Below are 24,013 nucleotides of genomic sequence, written 5' to 3' on the forward strand. Positions count from 1 at the left end.
CTTAAGAAGCCTTATGTTCTAATCTCAGCTTATCCGCAACCATCGCAATGAATTCGCTGTTAGTAGGCTTAGCTTTTGTCATGCTGACTGTATAACCGAACAGCGAGGAAATGGAATCAATGTTTCCTCTGCTCCATGCGACTTCAATCGCGTGGCGGATTGCTCTTTCTACACGGCTAGCGGTTGTGTTGAATTTTTTGGCGATGTCCGGATAGAGAACTTTTGTAATGCTGCCGAGCAATTCGATGTCATTGTATACCATTGAGATTGCTTCGCGCAGATAGAGATACCCTTTAATATGCGCTGGGACGCCGATTTCATGGATAATGCTTGTAATGCTCGCGTCGAGATTTTTCTTCTTTGGTTCAGGCTGGCTGCTGCGTATAATGCTGCTTTGCGATGATGGCGCGCGATGCGTCACGCTGCTTGCATTCCCGCTGACCTGGCGGATATGTCCAACAAGGTTTTCCATATCAAACGGTTTGAGAATAAAGTAAGAAGCGCCTAAATCGACGGCCTTTTTCGTGACATCTTCCTGTCCAAAGGCTGTCAGCATAATGACATTCGGCTGTTTCTTCAGATCTGATTCCCTCAGCCGCTCTAAAACCGCAAGTCCGTCCAAATGCGGCATAATAATATCTAATACGAGCACATCGGGATCTTTTTCTTTAAACAACGACAGGCATTCCTGTCCATTATAAGCAACACCGATGACTTCCATGTCTTCCTGTCCTTCAATATATTCACTCAACAGGCTTACCAGCTCTCGATTATCGTCAGCAACACAAACTTTAATTTTCTCCACGTTTCTTCCTCCCCAAATGTAGTTAACAGGATTCACCCTTGCTACATGTTTACATTCGACAAAACCGCTATATACCCTCTAAAAAAATCATCATAACCAATATTAGTGGTATATCTTTGTTTTTCTATGTTTTTCTCCGTTTTTCGACTAAATATGAAATTTGACAAATAAGGAAACGTGAATTTGTCGAAAAATCTTCTTTTGTACATTTTACCGTATGTATTCTGAGAAGTGAAGAGGGATCAAAGCAAAAAAACTGCCGGAAATTCCGGCAGTCAGCTTGCTTTTTCTTTTCCGTAAATATCAATTCCCGCTTCTGACAGCATCCATTCAATATGAACGCCGTAGCCGCTTGTCGGGTCATTTACAAACACATGGGTGACAGCGCCGATCACTTTGCCATTTTGGATGATCGGGCTTCCGCTCATCCCCTGGACGATGCCGCCTGTTTCTTTTAATAGCCTCGGATCGGTTATTTTCAAGACCATTCCTTTTGTTGCCGGGAATTTTTGCGGGGTTGTGCTGACGATTTCAATATCAAACTTTTCTACCTTGTCATCATTAATGACCGTTAAAATTTCAGCCGGGCCTTTTTTGACTTCAGTAGAAAACGCAACCGGCAGTCCTTGATCTGAAATCTTGTTTTGAATCGGCTGATGCAGTGTCCCGAAAATCCCAAACGGGCTGTTTCTGTTAATATCCCCGATCGTTTTGCGTTCTGAGGAAAATCGCGCCAGTTTTTCTCCCGGATTTCCGCCTGTCCCTTTTTCAATTGATGTTACAGTTGATTTAACGATTTCGCCATTCTCCACTACAATCGGTTTCTTTGTGTCCATATCGGAAATCACGTGGCCAAGTGCTCCGTATTTTTTTGACTTCGGTTCATAAAAGGTCATAGTGCCGATCCCAGCGGCAGAATCCCTGATATATAACCCAATTCTGAACTTGCCTTCTGCTTCATCCTTTTCCGGAATGAGCTTTGTTTTGATTTTCTGTTTATCACGTTTAATAAGCAAATCTAAAGATTCGCCGGTTTTACCGGCATTCTGAATAAATGGGGCCACATCATTCATTTTTTCAATTTTCTGTCCATTCATCTCAATAATGATGTCGCCCGCTTCAATACCGGCCGTTTCTCCCGGGGATTTTTTACCTTCACTAGTGTTGATCTGATGAAATCCGACGACAAGAACACCGACGGAATGAAGTTTAACACCAATCGATTGTCCGCCAGGTATGACTTTTAAATCAGGAAGAACTTTTACTTTTGTTTTTTTGATTGGAAATCCTGCAAGATCGTATACTAACTCTGATTCACCTGATTTTTTGCCTGTCACCTTGACTTCATGCGGGTCTTTCTTTACTGTAAACGCTTCTGAAGATTCTTGTGTATGAGCGTTTACCGATAAACCCGTTTCAATCGCTTGTGTTTGGGTTTCAAATACTCTCATTTGCGTTGGAATCAGTAAATACTCTTTTAGCGGTTTGCATAAACCTACACTTAATAACGAAACAAGGAGAATTAAACCTACTGCTTTTCTGATGTTATCGGGCATTTACTACTTCACTCTCCTCGCTCCTATCCCACACCTTCTTTATGACTTGCTGCTACATCATTTAATTTTGCCTTCTGACGCCTTATTTATAACTGTCATATAAAGAAAAACATTGGATATACTGATGAACGAATGGATGTGCGTGAAAAAAATAAGCTGCGCTTTTCGCGCAGCTCACCCCGTTGTTTTGACTTGGTCCGCTTGTCTTAAAAGTTCTTTTGCATGGCGTTTCGTTAAGTCTGTTACTTCGACTCCTGCAATCATACGCCCGATTTCCGCTACCTTTTCCTGCTTAGACAGCGGCTTGACATGTGTTGTCGTTCTGCCGTCTTTTAACTCCTTCGCAATATAAAGATGCGTATCTGCCATGGCAGCCACCTGAGGCAAGTGTGTAATACACAGCACTTGCGATCCTATTGACACTTTATGGATCTTCTCAGCGATTGCCTGTGCGACTCTGCCGCTTACACCGGTATCAACCTCATCGAATATAATCGACGTCACATCCTGTTGAGAGGAAAAAATGCTTTTAATAGCTAGCATCACCCGTGACAGCTCTCCTCCGGAAGCGACTTTCGAAAGGGATTTCAGCGGTTCGCCTGTATTGGTTGAAATTAAAAACTTCACCAAATCAATCCCTTGTTCAGTCATCTGAACAGGCTGGCCGTTTACAATCGGCGCCTCCTCATTTCGGGGCGCTGTTCTGATCTTAAATTCCGTATCAAAAGTTGATTTTTCCATGTAGAGGCTTTTTAATTCCCGATGAATCTCATCAGCCAGCTTTTTCGCCCATGCTTTGCGGATTTTTGAAACATTTGCCGCTTCCACTGCGACATCTTTGCCGACTGAGTCAAGCTCCTTCTTCACGCTTTGAAGATGGCTGTCCCTGTTTTCAATTTGGTCAATCTCTTCTTCAATTTTAGAAGCGTATTCCAAGATATCCTCAACAGATGCACCGTATTTTCGTTTCAGCTGTTTGATTTCATTAAGGCGCGTCTCAATATAGTTCAGGCGTTCCGGATCATATTCAAGTTCATCCAGCATATTTCTCATCTGAAATGTAGCGTCCTCCAGAAGATAGTAGGAGTTCGAAACATTTTCAGACAGTTTTTTCAGCGGTTCGTTAATATCGGATATATCTTCAAGCTGCGCTGATGCCATTCCGACCCAGTCCAGTCCGCCCTGCTCGCTGCGAAGCGCGTTATATGCATTTTGCAGCGATTCATATATCTTCTCAAAATTTGAAATTTGCTGGCGCTCTTCCTGAAGCTGCTCATCTTCATTAAGCTCGAGCTTAGCCGATTCGATTTCTTCGAGCTGAAATTGAATGAGATCAAGACGGTGGGCCATTTCCTGTTCGCTTTCAGAAAGCTGCTTTAGCTTTTTAAGCAGCTTCATATACCGCTGGTACCCTTCCTGATACGTTTGAAGCGCGCTTTCCGCTTCGGCTCCGGCAAACTTGTCCAAAAGCTGGAGGTGATTTTCGTCCTCCATTAACAGCTGGTTATCGTGCTGCCCGTGAATATCTAATAAAAGCCTGCCGATCTCTCTTAGCGAGGCAATCGTGACAAGCTTGCCATTAACTCGGCAAACGCTTTTTCCGCTCGTGCTGATATCCCTTCTCATGATGATCATTTCGTCAGAAACGTCAATTCCCTGCTCAGCGCATACGTCAAAAACGGGATGGCCGCTCTCCAATAGAAACAGCCCTTCAAGCTCGGCTTTTGTCTCCCCATATCTGACAAATTCGGATGAGCCGCGGCCTCCGACTAAAAGAGAAATGGCATCTATGATGATGGACTTGCCGGCTCCGGTTTCTCCTGTTAAAACCGTGAGCCCGCGTTCAAAAGAAACCGTCAGTTCCTCAATAATGGCAAAGTTTTTAATGGATAGTTCAGCTAACAAACAGCATTACACCTCTTTATCTTTGTTAGATTTTCTATTACAGCAGCTCAAGCAGCCTGTTTTTTACGCCGTCTGTATCTTCAGGAGTCCGGCAAATCATTAAAATCGTGTCATCTCCGCAAATGGTTCCCATTATTTCATCCCAGTCCAAATTGTCCATCAGCGCCCCGATTGCCTGGGCGTTGCCGGGCATCGTTTTGAGCACAATCATATGGCTTGCTGAGTCTATTTTCACAAATGCGTCCATCAGTGCCCGCTTCAGTTTGGACAGCGGATTGAAACGCTGGTCTGCCGGAAGACTGTATTTGTAAGAGCCGTTATTCGTAGGCACTTTCACTAGGTGAAGCTCTTTAATATCGCGTGAAACCGTGGCTTGCGTCACTTTGTATCCATCCTGCTTCAGCATGTCAACCAATTCGTCCTGCGTTTCGATTTCATTGCTTGTAATGATCTCTCTGATTTTAATATGCCTCTGGCCTTTGTTCATGTAAGCACCTCTATTTCCAGCTTATCTGTTCTTTTATGTTATATGTTTCTCTGCAAAATGTACATAAATGCAGAAAAAAGGAATAATAGCGCCCTATTATTCCGGTACATCTGCTTTTTTTTCTTTTAACGTCTTATGTGCCTCTTCTACAATGCGATTGATCTCTTCTTCTGACAGCTCCTGTCCTTCCTGTCCCTCTCCCGGCCAATGCAAATGAAGGAGAAATTCAATATTTCCGTCTCCTCCCGTGATTGGAGAAAATGACAGGCCTTTGCAGATATAGCCTTCAGCAGCAGAGAAACTGACCATACGCTTGAGAACATCAGCATGTACTTTAGGATCTCTGACAATCCCTTTTTTGCCGACGGATTCCCGTCCCGCTTCAAACTGCGGCTTAACAAGAGCCATGCAGTCACTGCCAGGCACAAGCAATGTTTTGAGGACAGGCAGGATAAGCCGCAGTGAAATAAAGGACACGTCAATCGTAGCAAACTCCGGCATGCCCTTTGTAAAGTCTGCCGGTGTTGCGTAACGGAAGTTTGTCCGTTCCATCACGACGACCCGTTCATCCTGTCTAAGCTTCCACGCAAGCTGATTGTAGCCTACATCTACCGCGTATGACTGTTTAGCACCGTTTTGCAGAGCGCAGTCCGTAAAACCGCCGGTGGAGGAGCCAATATCAATCATGATTTTATCCTTAACAGAGATGGGAAACTCCTTCAGCGCTTTTTCAAGCTTTAAGCCGCCTCTGCTCACATATTTCAGCGGGTTTCCTTTGACTGTTAACGGCAGATCGCGGTCAATTTTTTCCCCAGCCTTGTCCAAGCGGTTTTCGTTTGAATAGACGATTCCCGCCATAATGGCTCTCTTGGCTTTTTCCCGCGTTTCCGCCAACCCTCTTTCTACTAGTAATACATCTAATCGTTCTTTCTTTGACGTCATGATCCAATTCCTTTGTGTGTCTTCGGCGGCATCAGTAATCTAATGCGGTTTGCCGCCTGCTGTTTTGTTAGTCCAATTTCTTCAAGGAGCGCCGTTACGCTTCCGTGTTCAATAAACCGATCCGGGATACCCATTCTGTCAATCGGTGTAAGGAATTCACCTTGATCATGAGCGAATTCTAAAATCGAGCTTCCGAAACCGCCTTCTAAGACCGCTTCTTCAATCGTTAAAATCGGCAAGCCTTCTTTTAAGATATCCTTCATCATTTTTTCATCCATCGGCTTAATAAAACGCGCATTGACAACGCGCACGGACAGGCCTTCTTTTTGCAGCTCTTCAGCTGCTTCAAGCGCCATTTCGATTGTTGTTCCAAATGTTAAGATGACTGCGTCGTTCCCCGGGCGCAACACTTCCCACGTGCCGATCGGAATCGTTTTCAGCTGTTCATCCATTTTTACGCCGAGTCCGTTTCCGCGCGGAAAACGCATCGCAATCGGGCCTTCGTCATAGCTGAGTGCTGTATGAACCATATGCTGTCCTTCATTTTCATCTTTCGGCATCATTAAGACCATGTTTGGAATGTGGCGCATAAATGCAATATCAAACACGCCTTGGTGTGTCTCTCCGTCAGCGCCCACAAGCCCTGCACGGTCAATGCCAATAAACACATTGGCGTTTTGGCGGCAGATGTCATGAACCACTTGGTCATATGCCCTTTGCAGGAAGGTTGAATAAATCGCCAAAAACGGCTTCATCCCCTGCATTGCCATAGCTGCAGCCATCGTTGCCGCATGCTGTTCGGCGATTCCTACGTCAAACATGCGATCAGGGAATTCGTTTGCGAAGCCTTCAAGCTTTGAGCCGACAGGCATAGCCGGCGTAATGGCTACAATGCGTCCGTCCTCTCGCGCCATTCGCTGCACAGTCCCGCTGACAAGACCGCTCCATGAAGGTGCTGCGGCTTTCGGTTTTACAAAGTCACCGGTATTAATTTTATATGGTCCGGTACCGTGCCATGTTCCGATCGTATCGGTCTCAGCCGGTTTGTACCCCTTCCCTTTTTTTGTGATGACATGCAGGAGAACAGGGCCTTTCGTTTTTTTGGCATATTGAAGATTCTCAATCAACTCATGGTAAGAATGTCCATCCACCGGGCCTAAATACGTAAAACCAAGCTCTTCAAAAAACATGCCCGAGACAAGCATGTATTTCAGGCTGTCTTTCACGCGTTCCGCCGTGGCGGCAAGTTTGCCCCCAACTGCCGGGATCTTTTTAAACAAGTATTCGAGCTCATCTTTCACCCACTGGTATTTTCCGGCAGTGCGCAGCCGTCCGAGCATAGAATGAATGGCTCCGACATTCGGGGCAATACTCATTTCATTATCATTTAGGATGACAATCATGTCTTTTTTCTCGTCGCCGATGTGGTTCAGCGCTTCGAGCGCCATTCCGCCTGTCAGCGCACCGTCACCGATGATCGGAATAATAAATTCATCGGTTCCTTTTATATCACGCGCGGCTGCCATTCCCATCGCACCTGACAGAGAGGTTGAGCTATGCCCTGTTTCCCAAACATCATGCTCGCTTTCACTCCGCTTTGGGAATCCGCAAAGCCCTTTGTACTGGCGAAGCGTCGCAAATTCTTTTCCGCGTCCTGTCAGCAGCTTGTGGACATACGACTGGTGGCCTACGTCCCACAGAAATTTGTCTTTCGGGCTGTTAAATTCCTTATGCAGCGCAACAGTAAGCTCTACGACACCTAAGTTTGGGCCGATATGGCCGCCGGAAGCGGATAACGTTGTAATTAAAAATTGGCGGATTTCATCACTTAATTTTTCTAATTCATCAATGGACTTGTTTTTTAAAAATGACGGGTCCTGTATTGATAAAAGATCCAAAGCGGATCAACTCACTTTCAGCATGAATTTCTGCAATGATACATGTCTTCCGCATGCCGAGCTGGACAATGGCCAGTTCTCAGACATAAAAAAAGACAAACGGGCTTTTCTCTTTCATTTTTCATATAAACTGCTTACATTTTACCATATCTCGTGCAGCCGCTTCAAATTAGGATCGGTTTAGTGATCTCTAGCCGCAATTAAATCACAAAGCTCATATAAAAGCTCTTTTTGAAGAGAGAGTCCGCCGATCAAACGCTTCGCCTCTTTTATGTGAACATCCAATTTATGTTTGGCCCCTTCCAGTGACAGAAGGGACGGGTAAGTCGATTTGTCGTTTGTTGTATCCGAGCCGACACGTTTGCCGATTTTCTCTTCACTGCCTTCTAAATCTAAAATATCGTCTCTGATTTGAAAACCAATTCCAATATGGCTGCTGAAGGTACGCAGTGTTTCAATGTCTTCTTCAGGCGCATCCGCCAAAATAGCACCGGCGGTAACGCAAAAACCGAGAAGCTTAGCGGTTTTCCGTTCATGAATGGATTCAAGTTCTTCAAGCGTGACCTGGCGGTTCTCCGCTTCCATATCAGCTACTTGTCCACCGACCATGCCTTCAGTGCCTGCCGCTGAAATCAGTTCATTCACAAGCCGAAGGCGCTTTTCTGCTGACACCCCGTCCGACAAGTGGGAGGTGATCAGCTTAAAGCTTTCCGTGAGCAGCCCGTCACCCGCTAATACTGCTGTCGCTTCACCGAACACTTTATGGTTTGTCGGCTTCCCGCGGCGTAAATCATCATCATCCATACAAGGAAGGTCGTCGTGAATTAACGAATACGTGTGAATCATTTCGACAGCACACCCCACCGGAATGCCGTCCTTTTCACTTTTCCCATATGCGTTTAAAACGGCCAGTACAATGAGAGGACGCAGCCGCTTTCCGCCAGCCTCAAGGGAATACAGCATAGACTTTTTTAATGAATCCGGCATATCGAGCTTTTCTGTATAGACAGAAAGCTGATTTTCAATCGTTTTTTTCCGCTCCGCCAGAAAAGCCGTTAATTTATTTGTCACCTTCGTCTTCCTCCTGAACACTAAAAGGTGCCAGTTCGCCGTCTTCTTTTAAAATGAAGTCCATTTGTTTTTCGACTTTTTGCAGCTTTTCGTGGCACATTTTTGAAAGAGCCATGCCTTCTTGGAAATAGTTAATCGCTTGCTCTAAAGGCACATCGCCCTCTTCAAGCTTTGACACAATGCTCTCAAGCCCTTTCATCGCTTCTTCAAATGTCATGTTTTCATTTTTTTTCACGTCTGTCATTTTTCTTCCCCTCTCTTTTCTAATACTTCACAGGTCAGCACGCCATCCTTCAGCTTGACTTCAAGCTGGTCCTTCTCTTCTATCTGACTGACACTTTTAATGAGTTCGTCTTCTTTATAAGCCAAGCTGTATCCTCTTTCCATCACTTGAAGAGGGCTCAACGCATTCAGCTTGCCAAGAACCGTCTGAAATTGGGAATGCAGCTGTTTCATTTGGATAGTCATATTTTTTCTCAGCTGATTTGTCTGTTCCTCATATCGTGTTCTCGCTTGCTTCAGCTGTTCATGAGGGTGCAGCGCTTCTAATCTGTACGTTTCACGCTCCAGCTGTCTGCTTTTTCGATCTAAAAGAGCGGTTAACTGTGATTGAAACTGCTGATAGGCAAGGTCAAACTGCTGCTCTTTTTGGGCATACAACCGCTTTGGAAAACGAAAGGCATACGAGGATTGCAGCGTTTGAATCCGTTCTTTTTTCTGGCCGAGATGCTGTTGCATTGCTCTTGTCATTCTAACTTCCGCTGTTTTTGTCCGTTCGATTAATTCAGTTGTATGCGGTACGGCAATCTCAGCTGCTCCTGTCGGCGTCGCGGCTCTGATATCAGCGACAAAATCACTGATCGTAAAGTCCGTTTCATGCCCGACTGCCGATATAACCGGAATGTTAGAAGCAAAGATCGCGCGTGCTACAATTTCTTCATTAAATGCCCACAGTTCTTCTATCGAACCGCCGCCTCTCCCAACAATTAATACGTCGCAAACCTCTTTTTCATTTGCCTCTTCAATGCGCGTAACGATGGATCTGCTCGCATTTTCGCCTTGTACGAGCGCTGGAAGAACAATGACTTTGACAAGGGGATATCTTCTTTTTAGAGTTGTAATGACGTCTCTGACAGCGGCACCCGTTGGAGATGTCACAACCCCGATTGTGGCTGGAAATGCGGGGATTTGTTTTTTGTAGCGGTCGTCAAATAAACCTTCTCCGGCAAGCTTCTTTTTTAATTCTTCGTACGCTAAATAAAGCGCTCCGACCCCGTCAGGCTGCATTTCTTTGGCATATAATTGGTAGTTTCCGCTCGGTTCATATACGGAAATTCCCCCTCTGACCAGCACTTTCATGCCGTTTTCAGGTTTAAACGGCAGACGCTCGCTTTGTCTTGCAAACATCACCGACTGCATTCTGGCGTTTTCGTCTTTCAATGTGAAATAAATGTGGCCTCTTGTATGTATTTTTACATTCGATAATTCGCCTTTAATCCAAATATTTTCAAGGTGAGGATCTACATCGAATTTTCGTTTTATATACTTTGTCAGCGCTGAGACGGTAACATACGCTGTTTCACCCATGTCTCAAACTCCTCTCATAAGCATTCCTGCACCATAACTAAAGAAAACCCGCCCTGGCTGTAGGAGCCTGAAGAAGCGGGTATCGTGCTCATATTCACGGCGGGCAAAATCTCCCGCCTGTGAACATCTCCAATTATCTATGATAACGTACGTTTCGCAGATTTAACAGTATTATGCGCAAGCATCGTGATAGTCATTGGACCAACTCCGCCAGGGACTGGCGTGATGAAGGACGCTTTTTCCTTTGCTCCTTCAAATTCAACGTCTCCGCAAAGCTTTCCGCTTTCCAGTCGGTTAACGCCGACGTCAATCACAACAGCGCCCTCTTTGATCTGATCTGCATTGATGAAATTGGCTCTGCCGACTGCCACCACCAGGATGTCCGCTTTTTTCGTATGTTCGGTTATATTTTCTGTTCTTGAATGACAGTAAGTAACCGTCGCGTTCTCATTTAATAAAAGCTGGCCGACAGGTTTGCCGACAATATTGCTTCGGCCGACTACAACAACCTCTTTACCGGAAAGGTCGATATTGGTTTTCTTCAAAAGCTCAACAATTCCGTGAGGCGTGCAAGGAAGAAACGTATCTTCGCCAAGCAGCATTTTCCCTACGTTTAACGGATGAAAACCGTCTACATCTTTATCAGGAGAGATACGTTCGATCACCGCTTTTTCAGAAATATGGTCTGGAAGCGGGAGCTGAACGAGGATGCCGTGAAACTCAGGGTCTTGATTGTATTGATCGATAATGGAAAGCAGTTCCGTTTCTGTTAGACTGCTGTCGAATTGATCGAGCTTGAAATTCATTCCCATAGTTTCAGCCGCTTTTTTCTTTCCTCGCACGTAAGAGTGAGAAGCAGGATCATCTCCAATCAAAATAACCGCGAGCCCGGGAGTGACGCCTTGCTTTTTAAGCTCTTCTACCTCTTTTGCCAATTGTTCGCGTTTTTCTCTAGCCGTTTCTTTTCCGTCGATGATTGTTGCAGTCATTTTCTTTCCTCCTATGATTGTTCAATATCAGATTTAATGTTAGAAAGAACCCCGTTTACAAACTTTGTCGCTTTGTCATCACCAAACCGTTTTGCCAGCTCAATCGCTTCGTTCATAGAGACATTCACCGGAATGTCTTCGGCATACGCCATTTCATATGCTCCCAGACGCAAAATCGCGCGGTCAACATTGGCAATCCGATCGAGCTTCCAATTCACCAGATGATTGGAGATCATTTCATCAAGCTGGACTTGGTGTTCCAATACCCCGTGTACAAGCTGTTCAAAGAAAGGATCTGTTTTTTCTTCATCCAATGCGTGTTCTATGGCTTCATTCACTGCAATATCGCTGACATCAATTTGAAATAGTGCCTGCAAAGCTTTTTCTCTTGCTGTTCTTCTTTTCATTTTCTTTCTCCTTTGATCCTCTTTATCCGCTTGTCGTTAAGCCATAAAGAGATCATAACATATTTTTTTCGTATCCGCATATTGAAATCAAGGTTTTTTCACCCTATTACCGAATATTTTCACACACCTTGATATGATCATTCGGATTTCACGATCATGAAGAAACTCGGCTGCCTTGAGCCGGCTTTCTTCATGCTTTGAAATAAGGGGTAACGTGTAAAAAAACCAAAGGGCCGCCCTCCCCTTGGTTTCTTGTTAAGCCATTTACATTTCTTCGTCGATTTGGACTTCCTGGGCTTTTGTGTCAAATTGAATGCCGACGATATGAATATTGATCTCGTTAATCGAAAGAGACGTCATATTTAATAAGGTTTGACGAATGTTTTCCTGAACGGACGCTGCAACTTTCGGAATCGAAACGCCGAATGTAACGACGCAGTATACATCGATCGTAATGCCGTCATCCGCCAGGTCGACTTTGACACCTTTGCCATGATTTACTTTACCGAAGCGTTCGACGACACCTGTCGCAAAGTTTCCGCGCATTTCGGCAACACCGTCAACTTCTGAAGCTGCTATGCCGGCAATGACCTCGATGACTTCCGGTGCAATCTCAACCTTACCTAAATGCGTATCTTCTTGATTCATTTTAAGCAAGCTGTTGTCTTTCATTCAATTCACCTCCGTAAAAATTATGAGCCCATTACATCATATGTTTCTAAAAATTTCGTATTAAACTCTCCGCCAACAAATGTTTCATGTTCAAGCAGTTTTAAGTGGAATGGGATTGTTGTCTCAATGCCTTCAATGACGAATTCGTTCAATGCGCGCTTCATGCGGGCAATCGCTTCATCTCTCGTTTTTCCGTATGTGATCACTTTTGCAATCATGCTGTCATAGTACGGAGGAATGGAATAGCCCGGGTAAGCAGCTGAATCTACACGGACACCAAGACCGCCCGGAGGCAGGTACATTTTAATTTCACCAGGAGACGGCATGAAATTTTTACTTGGATTTTCTGCGTTGATTCGGCATTCGATCGCCCAGCCTTGGAATTCGACATCTTCTTGGTTAAGGCTCAGTTCCATTCCTGATGCCACTTTAATTTGTTCCTTAATCAGATCTGTTCCCGTCACCATTTCTGTGACTGGGTGCTCCACCTGGATTCTCGTGTTCATTTCCATAAAGTAGTAGCGCTGTTCGTTGTAGTCATAAATAAATTCAACTGTTCCCGCGCCTGAATAGCCAACTGCTTTTGCAGCCTTAACCGCTGCATCTCCCATCTGCTCCCTGATTTCTGAATCAAGCGCCGGAGATGGTGTTTCTTCCAAAAGCTTTTGCAGGCGTCTTTGAATCGAGCAGTCGCGTTCACCTAAATGGATGGTATTTCCGTGGTTATCGGCAAGCACTTGGATCTCAACGTGACGAAAATCTTCTATGTATTTTTCGATGTAAACACCTGGATTTCCGAATGCTGTTGCAGCTTCCTGCTGTGTAATCTTAATGCCTTTGATCAGTTCCTCTTCGGTGCGGGCAACCCTGATTCCTTTTCCGCCTCCGCCTGCGGTGGCTTTTATAATTACAGGATACCCAATTTCATTAGCAAGTGAAACCGCTTCTTCCACATTTTCTATAATTCCTTGCGAACCCGGCACGATCGGCACGCCGGCCTGTTTCATCGTTTCCCTCGCAACGTCTTTTGTTCCCATTTTTGAAATGGCGTCAGCGCTCGGACCGACAAATGTGACGTTAACTTCTTCACATAATTCCGCGAAATCTGCATTTTCAGCTAAAAATCCATATCCCGGATGAATAGCATCCGTTCCTGTCAACTTCGCAACACTCACAATATTTGTAACATTTAAATAGCTGTCTTTTGATGCTTTCGGCCCGATACAAAAAGCTTCATCAGCCATTTGAACATGAAGGGCATCTTTATCAGCTTCTGAATAAACAGCGACAGTCTCAACTCCGAGCTCTTTGCAGGCTCTGATGATTCTGACAGCAATTTCTCCTCTGTTGGCGATCAATAGCTTTTTAATCATGTTAAGTCTCCTTACTCTGCTTTCACAAGAAATAGAGGTTGTCCGTATTCGACCAGCTGGCCGTTTTCTACTAACACTTCAACGATTTCACCTTTTACTTCCGCTTCAATTTCGTTGAAAAGCTTCATCGCTTCTACAATGCAGACAACTGTGTTTTCATTTACTTTTGAACCGGCTGTTACATATGGGCCAGCTTCAGGTGATGAAGACGCATAAAACGTTCCTACCATTGGTGAAGTGATTTTATGCAGATTCTCATCTTGCTTCGGTGCTTCTTGGGCAGGTGCCGACGCTGCTTGCTGCGCTTGCGGCTGAACTGCCTGCGGAGCCTGTGCCTGCACTGGTGCTGCCGGCGCCTGCTGCATCACTTGAACAGTGCCTGCTTCATGTTTTTTCAGTTTTAAGGATACACCTTCATTTTCATATACGAATTCATCAATTGCAGACTCGTCAATTGCTTTAATCAGCTCGTGGATTTCTTTAATATTTAACATTCAATCGCACTCCTATGTATAAAATGTCTTTTTTTATAGGTTACTACTAAAAGTACATACTATGTTTATCTTACAGGAGCGGACTTTTGAATTCAACTCTAATATGATTGGCACACAAAAAGCCCGCTGCTTAAGCGGGCGTATTTTTCCTCTTATTTACTTGGATGGCTCAAATGTGACAGCGACGTCTTTCATTGTTTTGATTTCTTTTGCCACAAGGTCTATGATGGCTGTCGCCTTAGATTTAGAATGTTTGTCTGATTTGACTGTAATGTTGATTTTGTCTCCTTCAGCATTGACGAGCGCGTCTTTGTAGCCTTGTGTTTTAATAAGGGTTTCCAGCTGTTTTTCTGTTCCTTCCACTTCACTGAGAGCCGTCATTTTATCATATGCTTCGCTCTTTTCCTTTGCTGTCGCATCATCGCTTGACACTATGGCATTCAGCTCTTCTCTTTCTTTGCTTCTGGCATCTTCTAAATCTAGACGGTATGTTGTAAACAAATCATCATCGGCTGTTTCTGTTACCACAGTTCCTTTTTCACTGGCTTCAGCGGATGTTTCCTTGTCTGCTGATGAATCTTTCGTGCCCTTTGTTCCATCTTCTTTTTCCGTTTCTGTTTCAGTTTCCGGACCGCTTTTTTCCTTCGTGTCTTGCTTGGCAGGCGCTTTTTCAGTTGCGACCTCTCCTGAGTCAGACGCATTTTTTTCACTTTTCATTTGCACGGCATTTTTGCTTTCCGGAGACATGATATAGTAGACGCTTAACACCACGACAAGACTGAGCATTGTTAATAGCCAAACGGTTTGTTTTTTGAGCATTTATGAATCCTCCTTTATTTTTTTAGGGGCAACCGCAACCCGGTGGCTTGGAACATCCAGGACCCGTGTCACCGCTTCAATAATCGTTTGTTTTATTTGAACGTTGTCCACTCCTTGAGCAACAACGAGTACACCGCGTATATCAGGTTTTTTCGTTTGGACGACGACGGGTGTTTCTTTATCGCCGTTTTTGATCATCACAATTTCTTCTTCCGATGTCTGGTCTGTGACGCTTCTTGTCCCGCCCTCTTTGTCTGTTTCTTCAGTGGTTGTATTTTTGTTTGATTTGTTTTTTTCATATACTTTCAGCGACGTTGCATCAACATTCACGACAACCGAGACATCGTCTACACCTATGATCGTTTCAAGAATTTCTTTCAGCTGATTTTCGTATTCTTTTTCATAATCATCGATCGAGTATTTAGGTTCATCAGATTTTGAGGCTTTAAACACTTCGGCTGTTTTCCCTTTGCCGGCTGCGGTATCCTGTGATGATACCGCCGTTATCGGTTTGGCGTTTTCCGTTTTCTCCGGCGATGAAAACAGATGGCTGACGAGCATGAAGGAAACTCCGAGAACAAAAACGAACAGAAAGTAATGATATTTGGTCAGCTTCGGCTTTTCGCCGTGCTTCGTTTGCCCCGGAAGAAACTGCTTTTTCAATACATTCCATAATCCGTTTTTATTCATTGCCGACACTCTCCCCGCCTTCCATTTGAACCGTAATTTTCTCACTTTCGATCTCCCAAATGTCCGCAAGCTGTGACTGGATCTGTTTTGCTTCTTTTTGTTCGGCTGCTTCTTTTGTTGCATACGCATCATCTGTGTCAATGCGAACCGGCGCGACCGTTTGGACCGTGTTTTCAGAAGACGGGGCCATATACACGCTGATTGTTTTAATATCCTCTTCTGAATCTACCTTTTCTCCTGCCGTGAGTTTGATGTGGTCTACTTTGTATTCATCATGACTGAATCTCTCCTCCGCTTTCTTTTTTAGTTGGACAGCCATTTCTTCTAAAATATATGCACGCTGGGAAGCTTGTATTTCTATTTTTTTTGAATTGATTTGATTTTTTATGTCGGCAGACTCTGACTGCCTGTTTTTTGTGAGGTATTCAAAGATGACTTCAGGATCTGTGTTGAAAAGCTTGAAAATCGGTGTAAGCATGACGACAATCAAGAGCAGGCTGACCACCATTTTTGCGTACTTTTGCATGCTGGAGCTCGGCAGCAGCATATCAATCACAATGGCAAATAGGATAAACAACACGATGGTGGTAAGCCATTCAGTTAGAAAACTCATCCGCCAGCCTCCTTTATTTCATCATCATCGTGAGGTTTCCGGCTGTGATGATGACGGTAAGGCTTAAAAAAAACATGAGGGACACAATGGCGAGAGCTGCAAAAATATAAATGACGCTTTTGCTGATGACATCGAGGCAAGTAATGACGGGTCCGCCTCCAAGCGGCTGAAGAATCGCGGCTGCCAGCTTATAAATAAAAGCGAGGGAAAGCACTTTGATTGCCGGAAAGGCCGCGATACAGATTAAAATAGCAACACCGAGAATCCCTACGGTATTTTTCAGCAATAAGGAAGCGCTGATCACTGTATCTGTCGCGTCTGTAAACATTCGGCCAAGAACGGGAATAAAGTTTCCGGTTATAAATTTAGCCGTTCTGAGCGTAATGCCGTCTGTCACTGCAGCTGAGGCTCCCTGAACAGAAATAACACCGAGAAAGATGGTGAGAAACACAGCCAGTGCTCCGATGGCGATATTCCTGAGCAGGTTGGCCAGCTGCGTTACTTTGTATTGTTCAGTCATAGTGCTGACAATGCTTAGAATCGCTGATAAGAAAATCAGCGGCATGACGATATTCTGAATTAATAGACCGCTCGTATTCATCAGAAAGAGGATAACAGGATGAAAGAAAGCTGCAGATACAGCTCCGCCTGAGGAAGCCAAAAGCGCCAAGAGGAGCGGAATGAGCGCCAATATAAAGCTAGTCATCGTCTGAATGGCCTCCGTCGCATAATTGATTGCCACATGAAAACTGTTCAGCGCAAGAATAATCAACACCATATACACAATTGAATAGGCGACCTTGCTGACGGTGCTTTTCTGAAACGCATTTTGCAGAAGCTGCAGGATGACGCAAAAAATGGTGAGTAAAATTAATGTGCCCAGCAGCTTGCCGTTGGCTAGCACTTCATGAAACAAATAAGAAAAGAGAGCTTTCAGCCATTCTTGCGGTGAAAATGATTTATCGCCATTGATAAACTCAATTAAGCTGCCTTTTTGGCTTTCCGGCAGCAGTCCGCCATATTCTGTCATAATGTCATTCCAAAATTCACCGATCTTGTCTGTTTCAAGTGAGGCCGCTGTTCTTTCCGCTAATTGCTCAGCCGTTTCAGCATGTTCATCCGCTTGTTCGGCATCACCGGCTGCTTGTACCAATTCTGCACGGCCTGCTATGATCAGCACGGCCAGAACTAAAGCCCAGTGGAAACGCTTCAATCTACCGCCTCCCTTCGGTTATGACATAGAAGGTATAAGTCCGAGAATCGTTTCAATAATGACTGTTAAAATAGGCACAGCCATAACAAGAATTAAAATTTTCCCCGCCAATTCTATTTTCGAGGCGATGGCCCCTTGACCGGCATCTTTTGTAAGCTGCGCCCCGAATTCAGCGATATAGGCGATTCCGATAATCTTTAAAATGGTTTCAACATAGACCATGTTGACGTTTGCGTTAATTGCAATTTTTTCTATCATTCGAATAATGTCGTAGATTTGGTCTACCAAATAAAGAAAAATGGCACAGCCTGCAAACACGACGATTAAAAACGCAAAAGTCGGCTTTTGTTCTTTAACAATTAAAGAAAGGAAGGTGGCGATCAGCCCTAAACCTACAATTTGAACAATGTCAATCTGCAAGCCCCCCTATCCTTGGAATAAAAACACAGCTTTTATCTTTTTAAATAGGTCGTCTACAATTGTGGCGACCATAAATAAAATATAGATAAAACCTAACAGCGTCACCCACTGGGCATATTCTTTTTTGCCCATCTGATCCAAAATCGTGTGTAAAAAAGCCACCACAATTCCCACTCCGGCGATTTGAAATATCACGTTCACGTCTACTCCCATTTTATTTTTGCTCCCCTCACGTTTACATCAATAGAAGAATGAGTAACAAGCCCGCTAAAAAGCCTAAACTTTTTATCATCTTTTCATTTTTCGCCTGTGCCTGCTCAGCATCCGCTTCCGAGGCTTCCAAGTGTGTAAGCGCCAGCTTGATGTGCTTTTGCTGCGAGATTCGGTCATGAATCCCGAGCGTCTCGCCAAATTGCTTCAGCACTTCATATTCGCTTTTTTTCAAAGACATGGTGTCCCACACCTTCTTTAAGCTTTGCTCCCACGCGGTTTTTGCGGAATCGCTGCCCTTGTCCAGCTGATTACTGAATGTGGTAAAAAGAGCCGAAACAGGCTGTGCCAGCTGCTTGGCAATCTGCTGTGAAGCGATATGAAGCGGTGTATGGCCGTACATGATTTCAGCCTCGAGGGATTGGAGCGCCGCACGCAGCTGGCGGATTTGCCGCGGTCGTTCCGTATAAACTTTCGCCATCTCAAAACCTGTCCATGTTGTCGCCACCACAATGAATACAGCACCCAGCAGCTTCAGCATGTCTTCACGCCCATCGTCCCAGACAGCACATTTCCATCTTTGTCATAAATGCGGCTTATTGTGCCCGGCCCCTTCGCTCTCGATAATTCCAAATAGCGGTCAAAGGCTCTTTCTTCCCACAATCGCTTTAATGAAGGCCGTTTCATCAGATCAGATATGCTCCAGCCATGCGCCGATACGATGACTGAAACACCTGCATGCAGCGCTTCAAGAAGTGCGTCTGTATCTTCCATACGCCCGATTTCATCGACAATGATCACCTCAGGGCTCATAGACCGAATCATCATCATCAGGCCCTCAGCCTTTGGACAGGCGTCTAACACGTCAATCCTCTGCCCGAATTGATGCTGGGGAATACCGCGCAGGCATCCGGCAATTTCTGACCGTTCATCGACGATTCCTGTCTTTACGGGCGACATGCGTTTTTTGCCGGTGCTCGAGAGTCTCGCAAGATCTCGGAGAAGTGTTGTTTTTCCAGTTTGCGGCGGACCGATAATCAGCGTATTCAACCAGCTGTCTTGATATAAGTATGGAAGCAGCGGCTCCGCAATCCCCAGTTTTTGCCGGGCAATTCGTATATTAAAAGATGCGATGTCACGGAGGCCTTTCACACCTCCGTTTTCCGTAATGACTCTGCCTGCCAGCCCGACTCTGTGGCCGCCTCTGATCGTGACATACCCTTTCTTCAGCTCTTCTTCGAGCGTATACATACTATAGTTGCTGAGCCGGCTGAGAATCAGATGGGCATCCTCGGCCGTACCCGCATAGGATAAAAAAACAGGTTGTCCTTTTCGAATTAATTCAACAGGGCGGTTGACCCGAATTCTGACTTCTTCGATTTCAAGCCATTGATGTTCCGGTATTTCAGAAAGGGCGTTTTTCATGGATTCAGGGAGAACCTCAGCGATTTCATTCAAACAGAGCCTCCTCCTTTCTACCGATTGGCTTCTTTAAAATGTATGATGTGAGGCAGACTTTATGACAAGCCTCTCTTTATTTATGAACACCCGCCAAAATTAAAACAACACCCGTAAAAATCAGAATCAGCTTTGCATACGACAGCTGCCCGGCAATTTGATAGATTCCGACAGTCATGGTGATGATAAAAATCAGCGGACCGACAATAGCGAGAATGCTGTTAACCACAACCGCCTTCCGGACATCATTTGTCACAAGCATGATAATCGCTGCCGTCAGCTCAATCATAGAGGATAAAACGCGCAATCCGGCCATTGTTAAAACAGTAGAATTGATATTTCCAAGTAAAAATTTCATAGCACTCTCCCAACCTCCCATTTTTTTATATGATATGCTCTAGCTTGCGGAAGTAGTCTTGTCATTTTCGTATAAAAGGAAGATTCTCTTTTTAGGCACAAAAAAAGCCTGCTCCCATTTGGGAACAGACTTCTCTTTTCTTTCTATGCTCTTGAAACGTATGAACCGTCAGATGTATTGACAACAAGTTTGTCGCCTTCATTTACAAAGAACGGCACGTTTACAATAAGGCCGGTTTCGGTTTTCGCAGGTTTTGTACCGCCAGATGCTGTATCACCTTTAATGCCGGGTTCAGTTTCAACAACTTTCAGTTCAACTGTGTTTGGAAGTTCGATACCGAGCGTTTCTTCTTGGTACATCATGATATGCACAGACATGTTTTCAAGCAGGTATTTTAATTCCTCTTCGATTTGAGTCTCGCTTAGTTCAAGCTGCTCATAAGAAGAAGTATCCATAAATACGTGCTGGTCTCCGTTTGCATATAGATATTGCATTGTTTTTGTTTCGATTTGCGCTTTCGCTACTTTTTCACCAGCGCGGAATGTTTTTTCCTGAATCGCGCCAGTTCGAAGATTGCGGAGTTTAGAACGGACAAACGCCGCGCCTTTACCAGGTTTTACATGCTGGAAGTCAACGACGCGCCAAATGCCGCCGTCTACTTCGATTGTTAATCCTGTACGGAAATCGTTAACTGAAATCATGTTTAATGTCCTCCTATATTCCAATCACAAAATAATAAGTTCTTTTGGGGAATGGGTGATTGTCCGGTTGCCGTTTTCTGTAATCACGATGTCATCTTCTATGCGGACACCGCCTGTTTCTGGTATGTAAATGCCCGGCTCCACTGTCACCACCATGCCCGGTTCAAGGATAGCTGAAGATCTGACGGACAATCCCGGTGATTCATGAACCTCCATGCCGAGCCCGTGTCCGGTTGAATGGCCAAAATATTCACCGTAGCCTTTTGCCGCAATGTGATCCCTTGTGAGGGCGTCAGCCTCTTTTCCTGTCATTCCCGGCTTAATATGTGCGACGCCTAATGCCTGAGCATCAAATACGACCTGATAAATCTCCTTCAATTGGTCACTTGGCTCACCTACAGCGACCGTACGGGTAATATCAGAACAATATCCTTTATAATAAGCGCCAAAATCAAGCGTAACTAGGTCTCCGCTTTCAATCAGTTTGTCACTGGCCACACCATGCGGAAGGCTTGACCGAAGGCCCGAGGCAACAATCATATCAAAAGAAGAGCTGTCAGCTCCCTGGCTTCTCATATAAAACTCCAGCTCATTGGCAACAGCGATTTCAGAAATGCCGGGTTTCATAAACGTCAAGATATGTCTGAAGGCATCATCTGCAATCTTCGCAGCTTCCTCTAATATCTTAATCTCTTCATTAGACTTAATCAAGCGCAACTTTTCCACGGATTCAGCCACAGGCACTAATTCAGCCTCACTGATAACCGCGCTGTACGACGCATATGTGCCGTATGTCATGCTGTTTTGCTCAAAGCCGAGGCGTTTGATGCCGAACGCTTCAATCGTGTCGGCGGTGGTCTGAATCAGGCTTCCGCCATGCTCAATGATTTCAAAGCCCTTTACCTGAACCTTCGCCTGCTCTGTATAACGAAAATCCGTAATAAACGCCGCCCTATCACCTGATATAACAGCCAGACCCGCTGAACCTGTAAATCCTGTCATATAGCGTACATTCGTGCTGCTTGTGATCAGCATTCCGTCAATCCCCAGCTGTCCAAACTGGTCTCTTAATTTCTCTAGCTTCATCTTGATTCTCCCCCTTGCTGGCTTAATAAGTAGCGAATCGCAAGCTTATAGCCTTCAGCTCCAAGACCGACGATCTGCCCTTTCGCAACCGGAGCAATGACCGACTGATGTCTGAATTCCTCCCTGGCATATAAGTTTGATAAATGCACCTCAACCACAGGAAGGCCGATGCTCGAAACAGCATCTCTGATTGCATAGCTGTAATGGCTCAGCGCTCCGGGGTTCAGAACTATGCCGTCGTATTGCTCCGCTGCCTCATGGATGGCATCAATCAAATCACCTTCGTGATTAGACTGGAAGAAAGTGATCTGGATATGTAAGGCTTCAGCAAATTGAAAAAGATCTGTTTCTATGTCGGTCAGTGTCTGGCGGCCGAATACCTTCGGCTCACGCTTCCCCAGCCGATTGACATTCGGCCCGTTCAAAATCAAAAAATGAGGCACATGAATCTCTCCTTTTCGTGAGGGTATCTCATGTAAAAAAATGTCCACTTCTCGTGAACATTTTATCATACTGGAAAAGGATAATACACTATTCTCTATGCACTGTTCCCAGCGCACGTGCCAGCTTCTCCGAATTCAGCTCATTGTATTCAAATGAGATGGAATAACCGACAAACAGCCCGTAAAGCAAATAAATGCAAATGGTCGTAATAACTGTATCAGCTTTCAGTTCGGTCACCGCGCGCACATCAGGAAAAATGGGATTAAAAACAAAAAACACGAGCATCCAAAGCAGAAAGCCATATAAAATACCCGGCCACATTGTTTTTAACCGTTTCAATAGAAGAAAATATAGGAATGCTGCGCCGATTGAAAGAATTCCGATTAAAATAATGCTGATTACTGTCCCCAGTCCATGTTTTTTCCACTCTCCGAGTACAAACGGCTGCAAAATCATATTCGGACTGACTTCGGAAAAATGAAACAAATACGCAATATAAGCGATGAAACTCCATAATACGCCTCCGAAAAAACCTGTTGCCGCCACCCTGCTGGCCATCGGAACAGGCGGTCCCTGCTTCTCATTCGATTGTTCATTTTGTTCTGTCTTTTTTTCGCTTGTCATCATGGCACCTCCAGTTAAAGTGTGCCCAAAAAATGAAATGTCAATAAAAAAGCTCACACTTTTTGACAGCTGCGAGTAAAATTTGAAATTAACGGGTATAATGCATGTAGATAAAGCAAGGCTAGACAATTTTTCAGCCTGTCAATCTAGAGGTTTAGCGCTGTTTCCTGTACAATAGAGTGAAAGGAAATGGTTAGCAATCCTAAAGAAATAGGCAGGTTGATAATATGTCAAAACATAAAATTCCGCCCGCTTACGGCGGTCAGGCAGTTGTGGAAGGTGTTATGTTTGGAGGAAAGCATCATTACGTTACAGCAATCAGAAGAACGGACGGAAGCATTGACTTCTTTAAGCTTCCCCGCAAACGCAACCCGAAACTGAACATCGTGAAAAAGATTCCGTTTTTACGAGGGATCGCGGCCATTATTGAAGCGAGCGCAAACGGCACCAAGCATTTGAATTTTTCTAGCGAACGTTACGGGCTTGATCCATCTGAAGACGAGACACTTGAGCAGGAAGAAAAAAAATCCTCCGGGCTGTCTATGTATCTCAGCCTCGCGGTTATCGGCGTCTTATCATTTTTGTTCAGTAAATTTGTATTTACATTGGTTCCTGTTTTCTTAGCTGAACTGACAAGGCCGGTTTTTTCATCGGACACAGCGCAAATCGCGGTTGAAAGCCTGTTTAAGTTGATTTTGCTGCTCGGTTACATTTATTTTTTATCCATGACACCGCTCATTAAAAGAGTGTTTCAATATCATGGAGCCGAACATAAAGTCATAAACTGTTATGAACAGAATTTGCCAATTACAGTAGAGAATGTTCAAAACCAATCTCGGCTTCATTACCGCTGCGGATCAAGCTTTATTTTATTTACGATTATTGTCGGCATGTTTGTCTATTTGCTCGTTCCGACAGATCCGCTTTGGCTGCGTGTTATAGATCGTGTCGCGCTGATACCGGTCGTACTCGGCATATCCTTTGAAGTTCTGCAGCTGACAAACAAAGTGCGTGATATACCCGGACTGAAATTCCTTGGGTATCCGGGGCTCTGGCTTCAGCTGTTAACAACAAAAGAGCCTAAGGATGACCAGGTTGAAGTTGCAATCGAAAGCTTTAACGAGCTTCTCAGACTCGAAGAAATGTCTGCACAAAATCAGAAGCCTTCTCACAACGTCATCTAATATCCGT

At 44.6% G+C, this 24,013-nt stretch carries 28 protein-coding genes; 1 reads left to right on the forward strand and 27 read right to left on the reverse strand.

The window, feature by feature from the left end:
• Nucleotide 1 precedes the first annotated feature (1 nt).
• The 27 genes from spo0A to V6D44_RS12725 all read right to left on the reverse strand — a co-directional run bounded on the left by spo0A (nt 2) and on the right by V6D44_RS12725 (nt 22,825).
• Entirely contained in the window at nt 2–805 is an 804-nt protein-coding gene (spo0A, locus tag V6D44_RS12595; protein WP_003226427.1) for a sporulation transcription factor Spo0A, read from the reverse strand.
• A 275-nt stretch (nt 806–1,080) separates the two neighbouring features.
• Nucleotides 1,081–2,361: a SpoIVB peptidase gene (gene spoIVB, locus V6D44_RS12600; RefSeq protein ID WP_202327226.1), complete on the reverse strand. Its 1,281-nt coding sequence runs from the start codon at nt 2,359–2,361 to the stop codon at nt 1,081–1,083.
• Nucleotides 2,362–2,535: 174 nt separating this feature from the next.
• Nucleotides 2,536–4,266, reverse strand: coding sequence for a DNA repair protein RecN (gene recN / locus V6D44_RS12605; RefSeq protein ID WP_087990666.1), 1,731 nt, complete (start codon nt 4,264–4,266; stop codon nt 2,536–2,538).
• A gap of 37 nt (nt 4,267–4,303) precedes the next feature.
• A complete protein-coding gene (argR, locus tag V6D44_RS12610) occupies nt 4,304–4,753 on the reverse strand; it encodes an arginine repressor ArgR (protein WP_087990667.1) in 450 nt (149 codons plus the stop codon).
• Nucleotides 4,754–4,849: 96 nt separating this feature from the next.
• On the reverse strand, nt 4,850–5,695 hold the full coding sequence (locus V6D44_RS12615; protein WP_087990668.1) for a TlyA family RNA methyltransferase: 846 nt from the start codon (nt 5,693–5,695) through the stop codon (nt 4,850–4,852).
• Nucleotides 5,692–7,593: a 1-deoxy-D-xylulose-5-phosphate synthase gene (dxs, locus tag V6D44_RS12620; RefSeq protein WP_087990669.1), complete on the reverse strand. Its 1,902-nt coding sequence runs from the start codon at nt 7,591–7,593 to the stop codon at nt 5,692–5,694. The genes V6D44_RS12615 and dxs overlap by 4 nt, the downstream gene beginning before the upstream one ends.
• Before the next feature lie 180 nt (nt 7,594–7,773).
• Nucleotides 7,774–8,664, reverse strand: coding sequence for a polyprenyl synthetase family protein (locus V6D44_RS12625; protein ID WP_202327220.1), 891 nt, complete (start codon nt 8,662–8,664; stop codon nt 7,774–7,776).
• Nucleotides 8,654–8,908 (reverse strand): exodeoxyribonuclease VII small subunit, encoded by a 255-nt coding sequence (locus tag V6D44_RS12630; protein ID WP_003226409.1) that lies wholly within the window; start codon nt 8,906–8,908, stop codon nt 8,654–8,656. The genes V6D44_RS12625 and V6D44_RS12630 overlap by 11 nt, the downstream gene beginning before the upstream one ends.
• Nucleotides 8,905–10,251 carry an exodeoxyribonuclease VII large subunit gene (gene xseA / locus V6D44_RS12635; protein ID WP_087990672.1) on the reverse strand — a complete coding sequence of 449 codons (1,347 nt, stop codon included), beginning with the start codon at nt 10,249–10,251 and terminating at the stop codon, nt 8,905–8,907. The genes V6D44_RS12630 and xseA overlap by 4 nt, the downstream gene beginning before the upstream one ends.
• 137 nt (nt 10,252–10,388) lie before the next feature.
• Nucleotides 10,389–11,240 (reverse strand): bifunctional methylenetetrahydrofolate dehydrogenase/methenyltetrahydrofolate cyclohydrolase FolD, encoded by an 852-nt coding sequence (gene folD, locus V6D44_RS12640; RefSeq protein ID WP_087990673.1) that lies wholly within the window; start codon nt 11,238–11,240, stop codon nt 10,389–10,391.
• A gap of 11 nt (nt 11,241–11,251) precedes the next feature.
• Complete coding sequence (nusB, locus tag V6D44_RS12645) at nt 11,252–11,647, reverse strand: transcription antitermination factor NusB (RefSeq protein WP_087990674.1); 396 nt, start codon at nt 11,645–11,647, stop codon at nt 11,252–11,254.
• Between the two features lie 264 nt (nt 11,648–11,911).
• Entirely contained in the window at nt 11,912–12,319 is a 408-nt protein-coding gene (gene yqhY, locus V6D44_RS12650) for a fatty acid biosynthesis protein YqhY (RefSeq protein ID WP_010328286.1), read from the reverse strand.
• Between the two features lie 20 nt (nt 12,320–12,339).
• On the reverse strand, nt 12,340–13,692 hold the full coding sequence (gene accC / locus V6D44_RS12655) for an acetyl-CoA carboxylase biotin carboxylase subunit (protein WP_333516567.1): 1,353 nt from the start codon (nt 13,690–13,692) through the stop codon (nt 12,340–12,342).
• 11 nt (nt 13,693–13,703) lie between these two features.
• Nucleotides 13,704–14,186, reverse strand: a complete 483-nt coding sequence (gene accB, locus V6D44_RS12660; protein ID WP_087990676.1) for an acetyl-CoA carboxylase biotin carboxyl carrier protein — start codon at nt 14,184–14,186, stop codon at nt 13,704–13,706.
• A gap of 156 nt (nt 14,187–14,342) precedes the next feature.
• Nucleotides 14,343–15,005 (reverse strand): stage III sporulation ratchet engulfment protein SpoIIIAH, encoded by a 663-nt coding sequence (gene spoIIIAH / locus V6D44_RS12665; protein WP_087990677.1) that lies wholly within the window; start codon nt 15,003–15,005, stop codon nt 14,343–14,345.
• Nucleotides 15,006–15,695: a stage III sporulation protein AG gene (spoIIIAG, locus tag V6D44_RS12670; RefSeq protein WP_333516568.1), complete on the reverse strand. Its 690-nt coding sequence runs from the start codon at nt 15,693–15,695 to the stop codon at nt 15,006–15,008.
• Nucleotides 15,688–16,308, reverse strand: coding sequence for a stage III sporulation protein AF (gene spoIIIAF, locus V6D44_RS12675; protein ID WP_087990679.1), 621 nt, complete (start codon nt 16,306–16,308; stop codon nt 15,688–15,690). Before spoIIIAF ends, spoIIIAG begins: the two co-directional genes overlap by 8 nt.
• A gap of 13 nt (nt 16,309–16,321) precedes the next feature.
• Nucleotides 16,322–17,521 carry a stage III sporulation protein AE gene (spoIIIAE, locus tag V6D44_RS12680; protein WP_087990680.1) on the reverse strand — a complete coding sequence of 400 codons (1,200 nt, stop codon included), beginning with the start codon at nt 17,519–17,521 and terminating at the stop codon, nt 16,322–16,324.
• An 18-nt stretch (nt 17,522–17,539) separates the two neighbouring features.
• Complete coding sequence (gene spoIIIAD, locus V6D44_RS12685; protein ID WP_003230228.1) at nt 17,540–17,941, reverse strand: stage III sporulation protein AD; 402 nt, start codon at nt 17,939–17,941, stop codon at nt 17,540–17,542.
• Nucleotides 17,942–17,947: 6 nt separating this feature from the next.
• The gene (gene spoIIIAC, locus V6D44_RS12690) at nt 17,948–18,154 is read right to left on the reverse strand and encodes a stage III sporulation protein AC (protein ID WP_003153142.1); all 207 of its coding nucleotides are present in this window, start codon (nt 18,152–18,154) and stop codon (nt 17,948–17,950) included.
• 22 nt (nt 18,155–18,176) lie between these two features.
• Nucleotides 18,177–18,692 carry a stage III sporulation protein SpoIIIAB gene (spoIIIAB, locus tag V6D44_RS12695; RefSeq protein ID WP_202327206.1) on the reverse strand — a complete coding sequence of 172 codons (516 nt, stop codon included), beginning with the start codon at nt 18,690–18,692 and terminating at the stop codon, nt 18,177–18,179.
• Complete coding sequence (gene spoIIIAA, locus V6D44_RS12700; RefSeq protein WP_087990682.1) at nt 18,686–19,609, reverse strand: stage III sporulation protein AA; 924 nt, start codon at nt 19,607–19,609, stop codon at nt 18,686–18,688. The genes spoIIIAB and spoIIIAA overlap by 7 nt, the downstream gene beginning before the upstream one ends.
• Before the next feature lie 76 nt (nt 19,610–19,685).
• Complete coding sequence (locus V6D44_RS12705) at nt 19,686–19,967, reverse strand: YqhV family protein (RefSeq protein ID WP_003226379.1); 282 nt, start codon at nt 19,965–19,967, stop codon at nt 19,686–19,688.
• A 143-nt stretch (nt 19,968–20,110) separates the two neighbouring features.
• A complete protein-coding gene (gene efp, locus V6D44_RS12710) occupies nt 20,111–20,668 on the reverse strand; it encodes an elongation factor P (RefSeq protein WP_148962031.1) in 558 nt (185 codons plus the stop codon).
• A gap of 24 nt (nt 20,669–20,692) precedes the next feature.
• Nucleotides 20,693–21,754 (reverse strand): aminopeptidase PapA, encoded by a 1,062-nt coding sequence (gene papA / locus V6D44_RS12715; protein ID WP_087990684.1) that lies wholly within the window; start codon nt 21,752–21,754, stop codon nt 20,693–20,695.
• Nucleotides 21,751–22,197 (reverse strand): type II 3-dehydroquinate dehydratase, encoded by a 447-nt coding sequence (gene aroQ / locus V6D44_RS12720; protein ID WP_087990685.1) that lies wholly within the window; start codon nt 22,195–22,197, stop codon nt 21,751–21,753. The genes papA and aroQ overlap by 4 nt, the downstream gene beginning before the upstream one ends.
• 88 nt (nt 22,198–22,285) lie before the next feature.
• The gene (locus V6D44_RS12725; RefSeq protein WP_087990686.1) at nt 22,286–22,825 is read right to left on the reverse strand and encodes a YqhR family membrane protein; all 540 of its coding nucleotides are present in this window, start codon (nt 22,823–22,825) and stop codon (nt 22,286–22,288) included.
• Between the two features lie 224 nt (nt 22,826–23,049).
• Between V6D44_RS12725 and V6D44_RS12730 the strand changes: the two genes are divergently transcribed.
• A complete protein-coding gene (locus V6D44_RS12730) occupies nt 23,050–24,006 on the forward strand; it encodes a DUF1385 domain-containing protein (protein WP_087990687.1) in 957 nt (318 codons plus the stop codon).
• The last annotated feature ends 7 nt before the right edge of the window (nt 24,007–24,013 follow it).

This window comes from Bacillus sp. 0209A (genome assembly GCF_036765095.1).
In the GTDB taxonomy this organism is placed as follows: domain Bacteria; phylum Bacillota; class Bacilli; order Bacillales; family Bacillaceae; genus Bacillus; species Bacillus subtilis_G.

What these genes read in the sequence shown, in the direction of transcription:
- accC (WP_333516567.1), bottom strand. Translation starts at nt 13,692, where the DNA reads ATGATTAAAAAGCTATTGATCGCCAACAGAGGAGAAATTGCTGTCAGA.
- papA (WP_087990684.1), bottom strand. Translation starts at nt 21,754, where the DNA reads ATGAAGCTAGAGAAATTAAGAGACCAGTTTGGACAGCTGGGGATTGAC.
- spoIIIAG (WP_333516568.1), bottom strand. Translation starts at nt 15,695, where the DNA reads ATGAATAAAAACGGATTATGGAATGTATTGAAAAAGCAGTTTCTTCCG.
- xseA (WP_087990672.1), bottom strand. Translation starts at nt 10,251, where the DNA reads ATGGGTGAAACAGCGTATGTTACCGTCTCAGCGCTGACAAAGTATATA.
- spoIVB (WP_202327226.1), bottom strand. Translation starts at nt 2,361, where the DNA reads ATGCCCGATAACATCAGAAAAGCAGTAGGTTTAATTCTCCTTGTTTCG.
- spoIIIAC (WP_003153142.1), bottom strand. Translation starts at nt 18,154, where the DNA reads ATGGGAGTAGACGTGAACGTGATATTTCAAATCGCCGGAGTGGGAATT.
- yqhY (WP_010328286.1), bottom strand. Translation starts at nt 12,319, where the DNA reads ATGAAAGACAACAGCTTGCTTAAAATGAATCAAGAAGATACGCATTTA.
- accB (WP_087990676.1), bottom strand. Translation starts at nt 14,186, where the DNA reads ATGTTAAATATTAAAGAAATCCACGAGCTGATTAAAGCAATTGACGAG.
- V6D44_RS12630 (WP_003226409.1), bottom strand. Translation starts at nt 8,908, where the DNA reads ATGACAGACGTGAAAAAAAATGAAAACATGACATTTGAAGAAGCGATG.
- V6D44_RS12615 (WP_087990668.1), bottom strand. Translation starts at nt 5,695, where the DNA reads ATGACGTCAAAGAAAGAACGATTAGATGTATTACTAGTAGAAAGAGGG.
- spoIIIAH (WP_087990677.1), bottom strand. Translation starts at nt 15,005, where the DNA reads ATGCTCAAAAAACAAACCGTTTGGCTATTAACAATGCTCAGTCTTGTC.
- spoIIIAB (WP_202327206.1), bottom strand. Translation starts at nt 18,692, where the DNA reads ATGCTGAAGCTGCTGGGTGCTGTATTCATTGTGGTGGCGACAACATGG.
- V6D44_RS12705 (WP_003226379.1), bottom strand. Translation starts at nt 19,967, where the DNA reads ATGAAATTTTTACTTGGAAATATCAATTCTACTGTTTTAACAATGGCC.
- nusB (WP_087990674.1), bottom strand. Translation starts at nt 11,647, where the DNA reads ATGAAAAGAAGAACAGCAAGAGAAAAAGCTTTGCAGGCACTATTTCAA.
- V6D44_RS12730 (WP_087990687.1), top strand. Translation starts at nt 23,050, where the DNA reads ATGTCAAAACATAAAATTCCGCCCGCTTACGGCGGTCAGGCAGTTGTG.
- argR (WP_087990667.1), bottom strand. Translation starts at nt 4,753, where the DNA reads ATGAACAAAGGCCAGAGGCATATTAAAATCAGAGAGATCATTACAAGC.
- V6D44_RS12725 (WP_087990686.1), bottom strand. Translation starts at nt 22,825, where the DNA reads ATGATGACAAGCGAAAAAAAGACAGAACAAAATGAACAATCGAATGAG.
- folD (WP_087990673.1), bottom strand. Translation starts at nt 11,240, where the DNA reads ATGACTGCAACAATCATCGACGGAAAAGAAACGGCTAGAGAAAAACGC.
- spoIIIAF (WP_087990679.1), bottom strand. Translation starts at nt 16,308, where the DNA reads ATGAGTTTTCTAACTGAATGGCTTACCACCATCGTGTTGTTTATCCTA.
- efp (WP_148962031.1), bottom strand. Translation starts at nt 20,668, where the DNA reads ATGATTTCAGTTAACGATTTCCGTACAGGATTAACAATCGAAGTAGAC.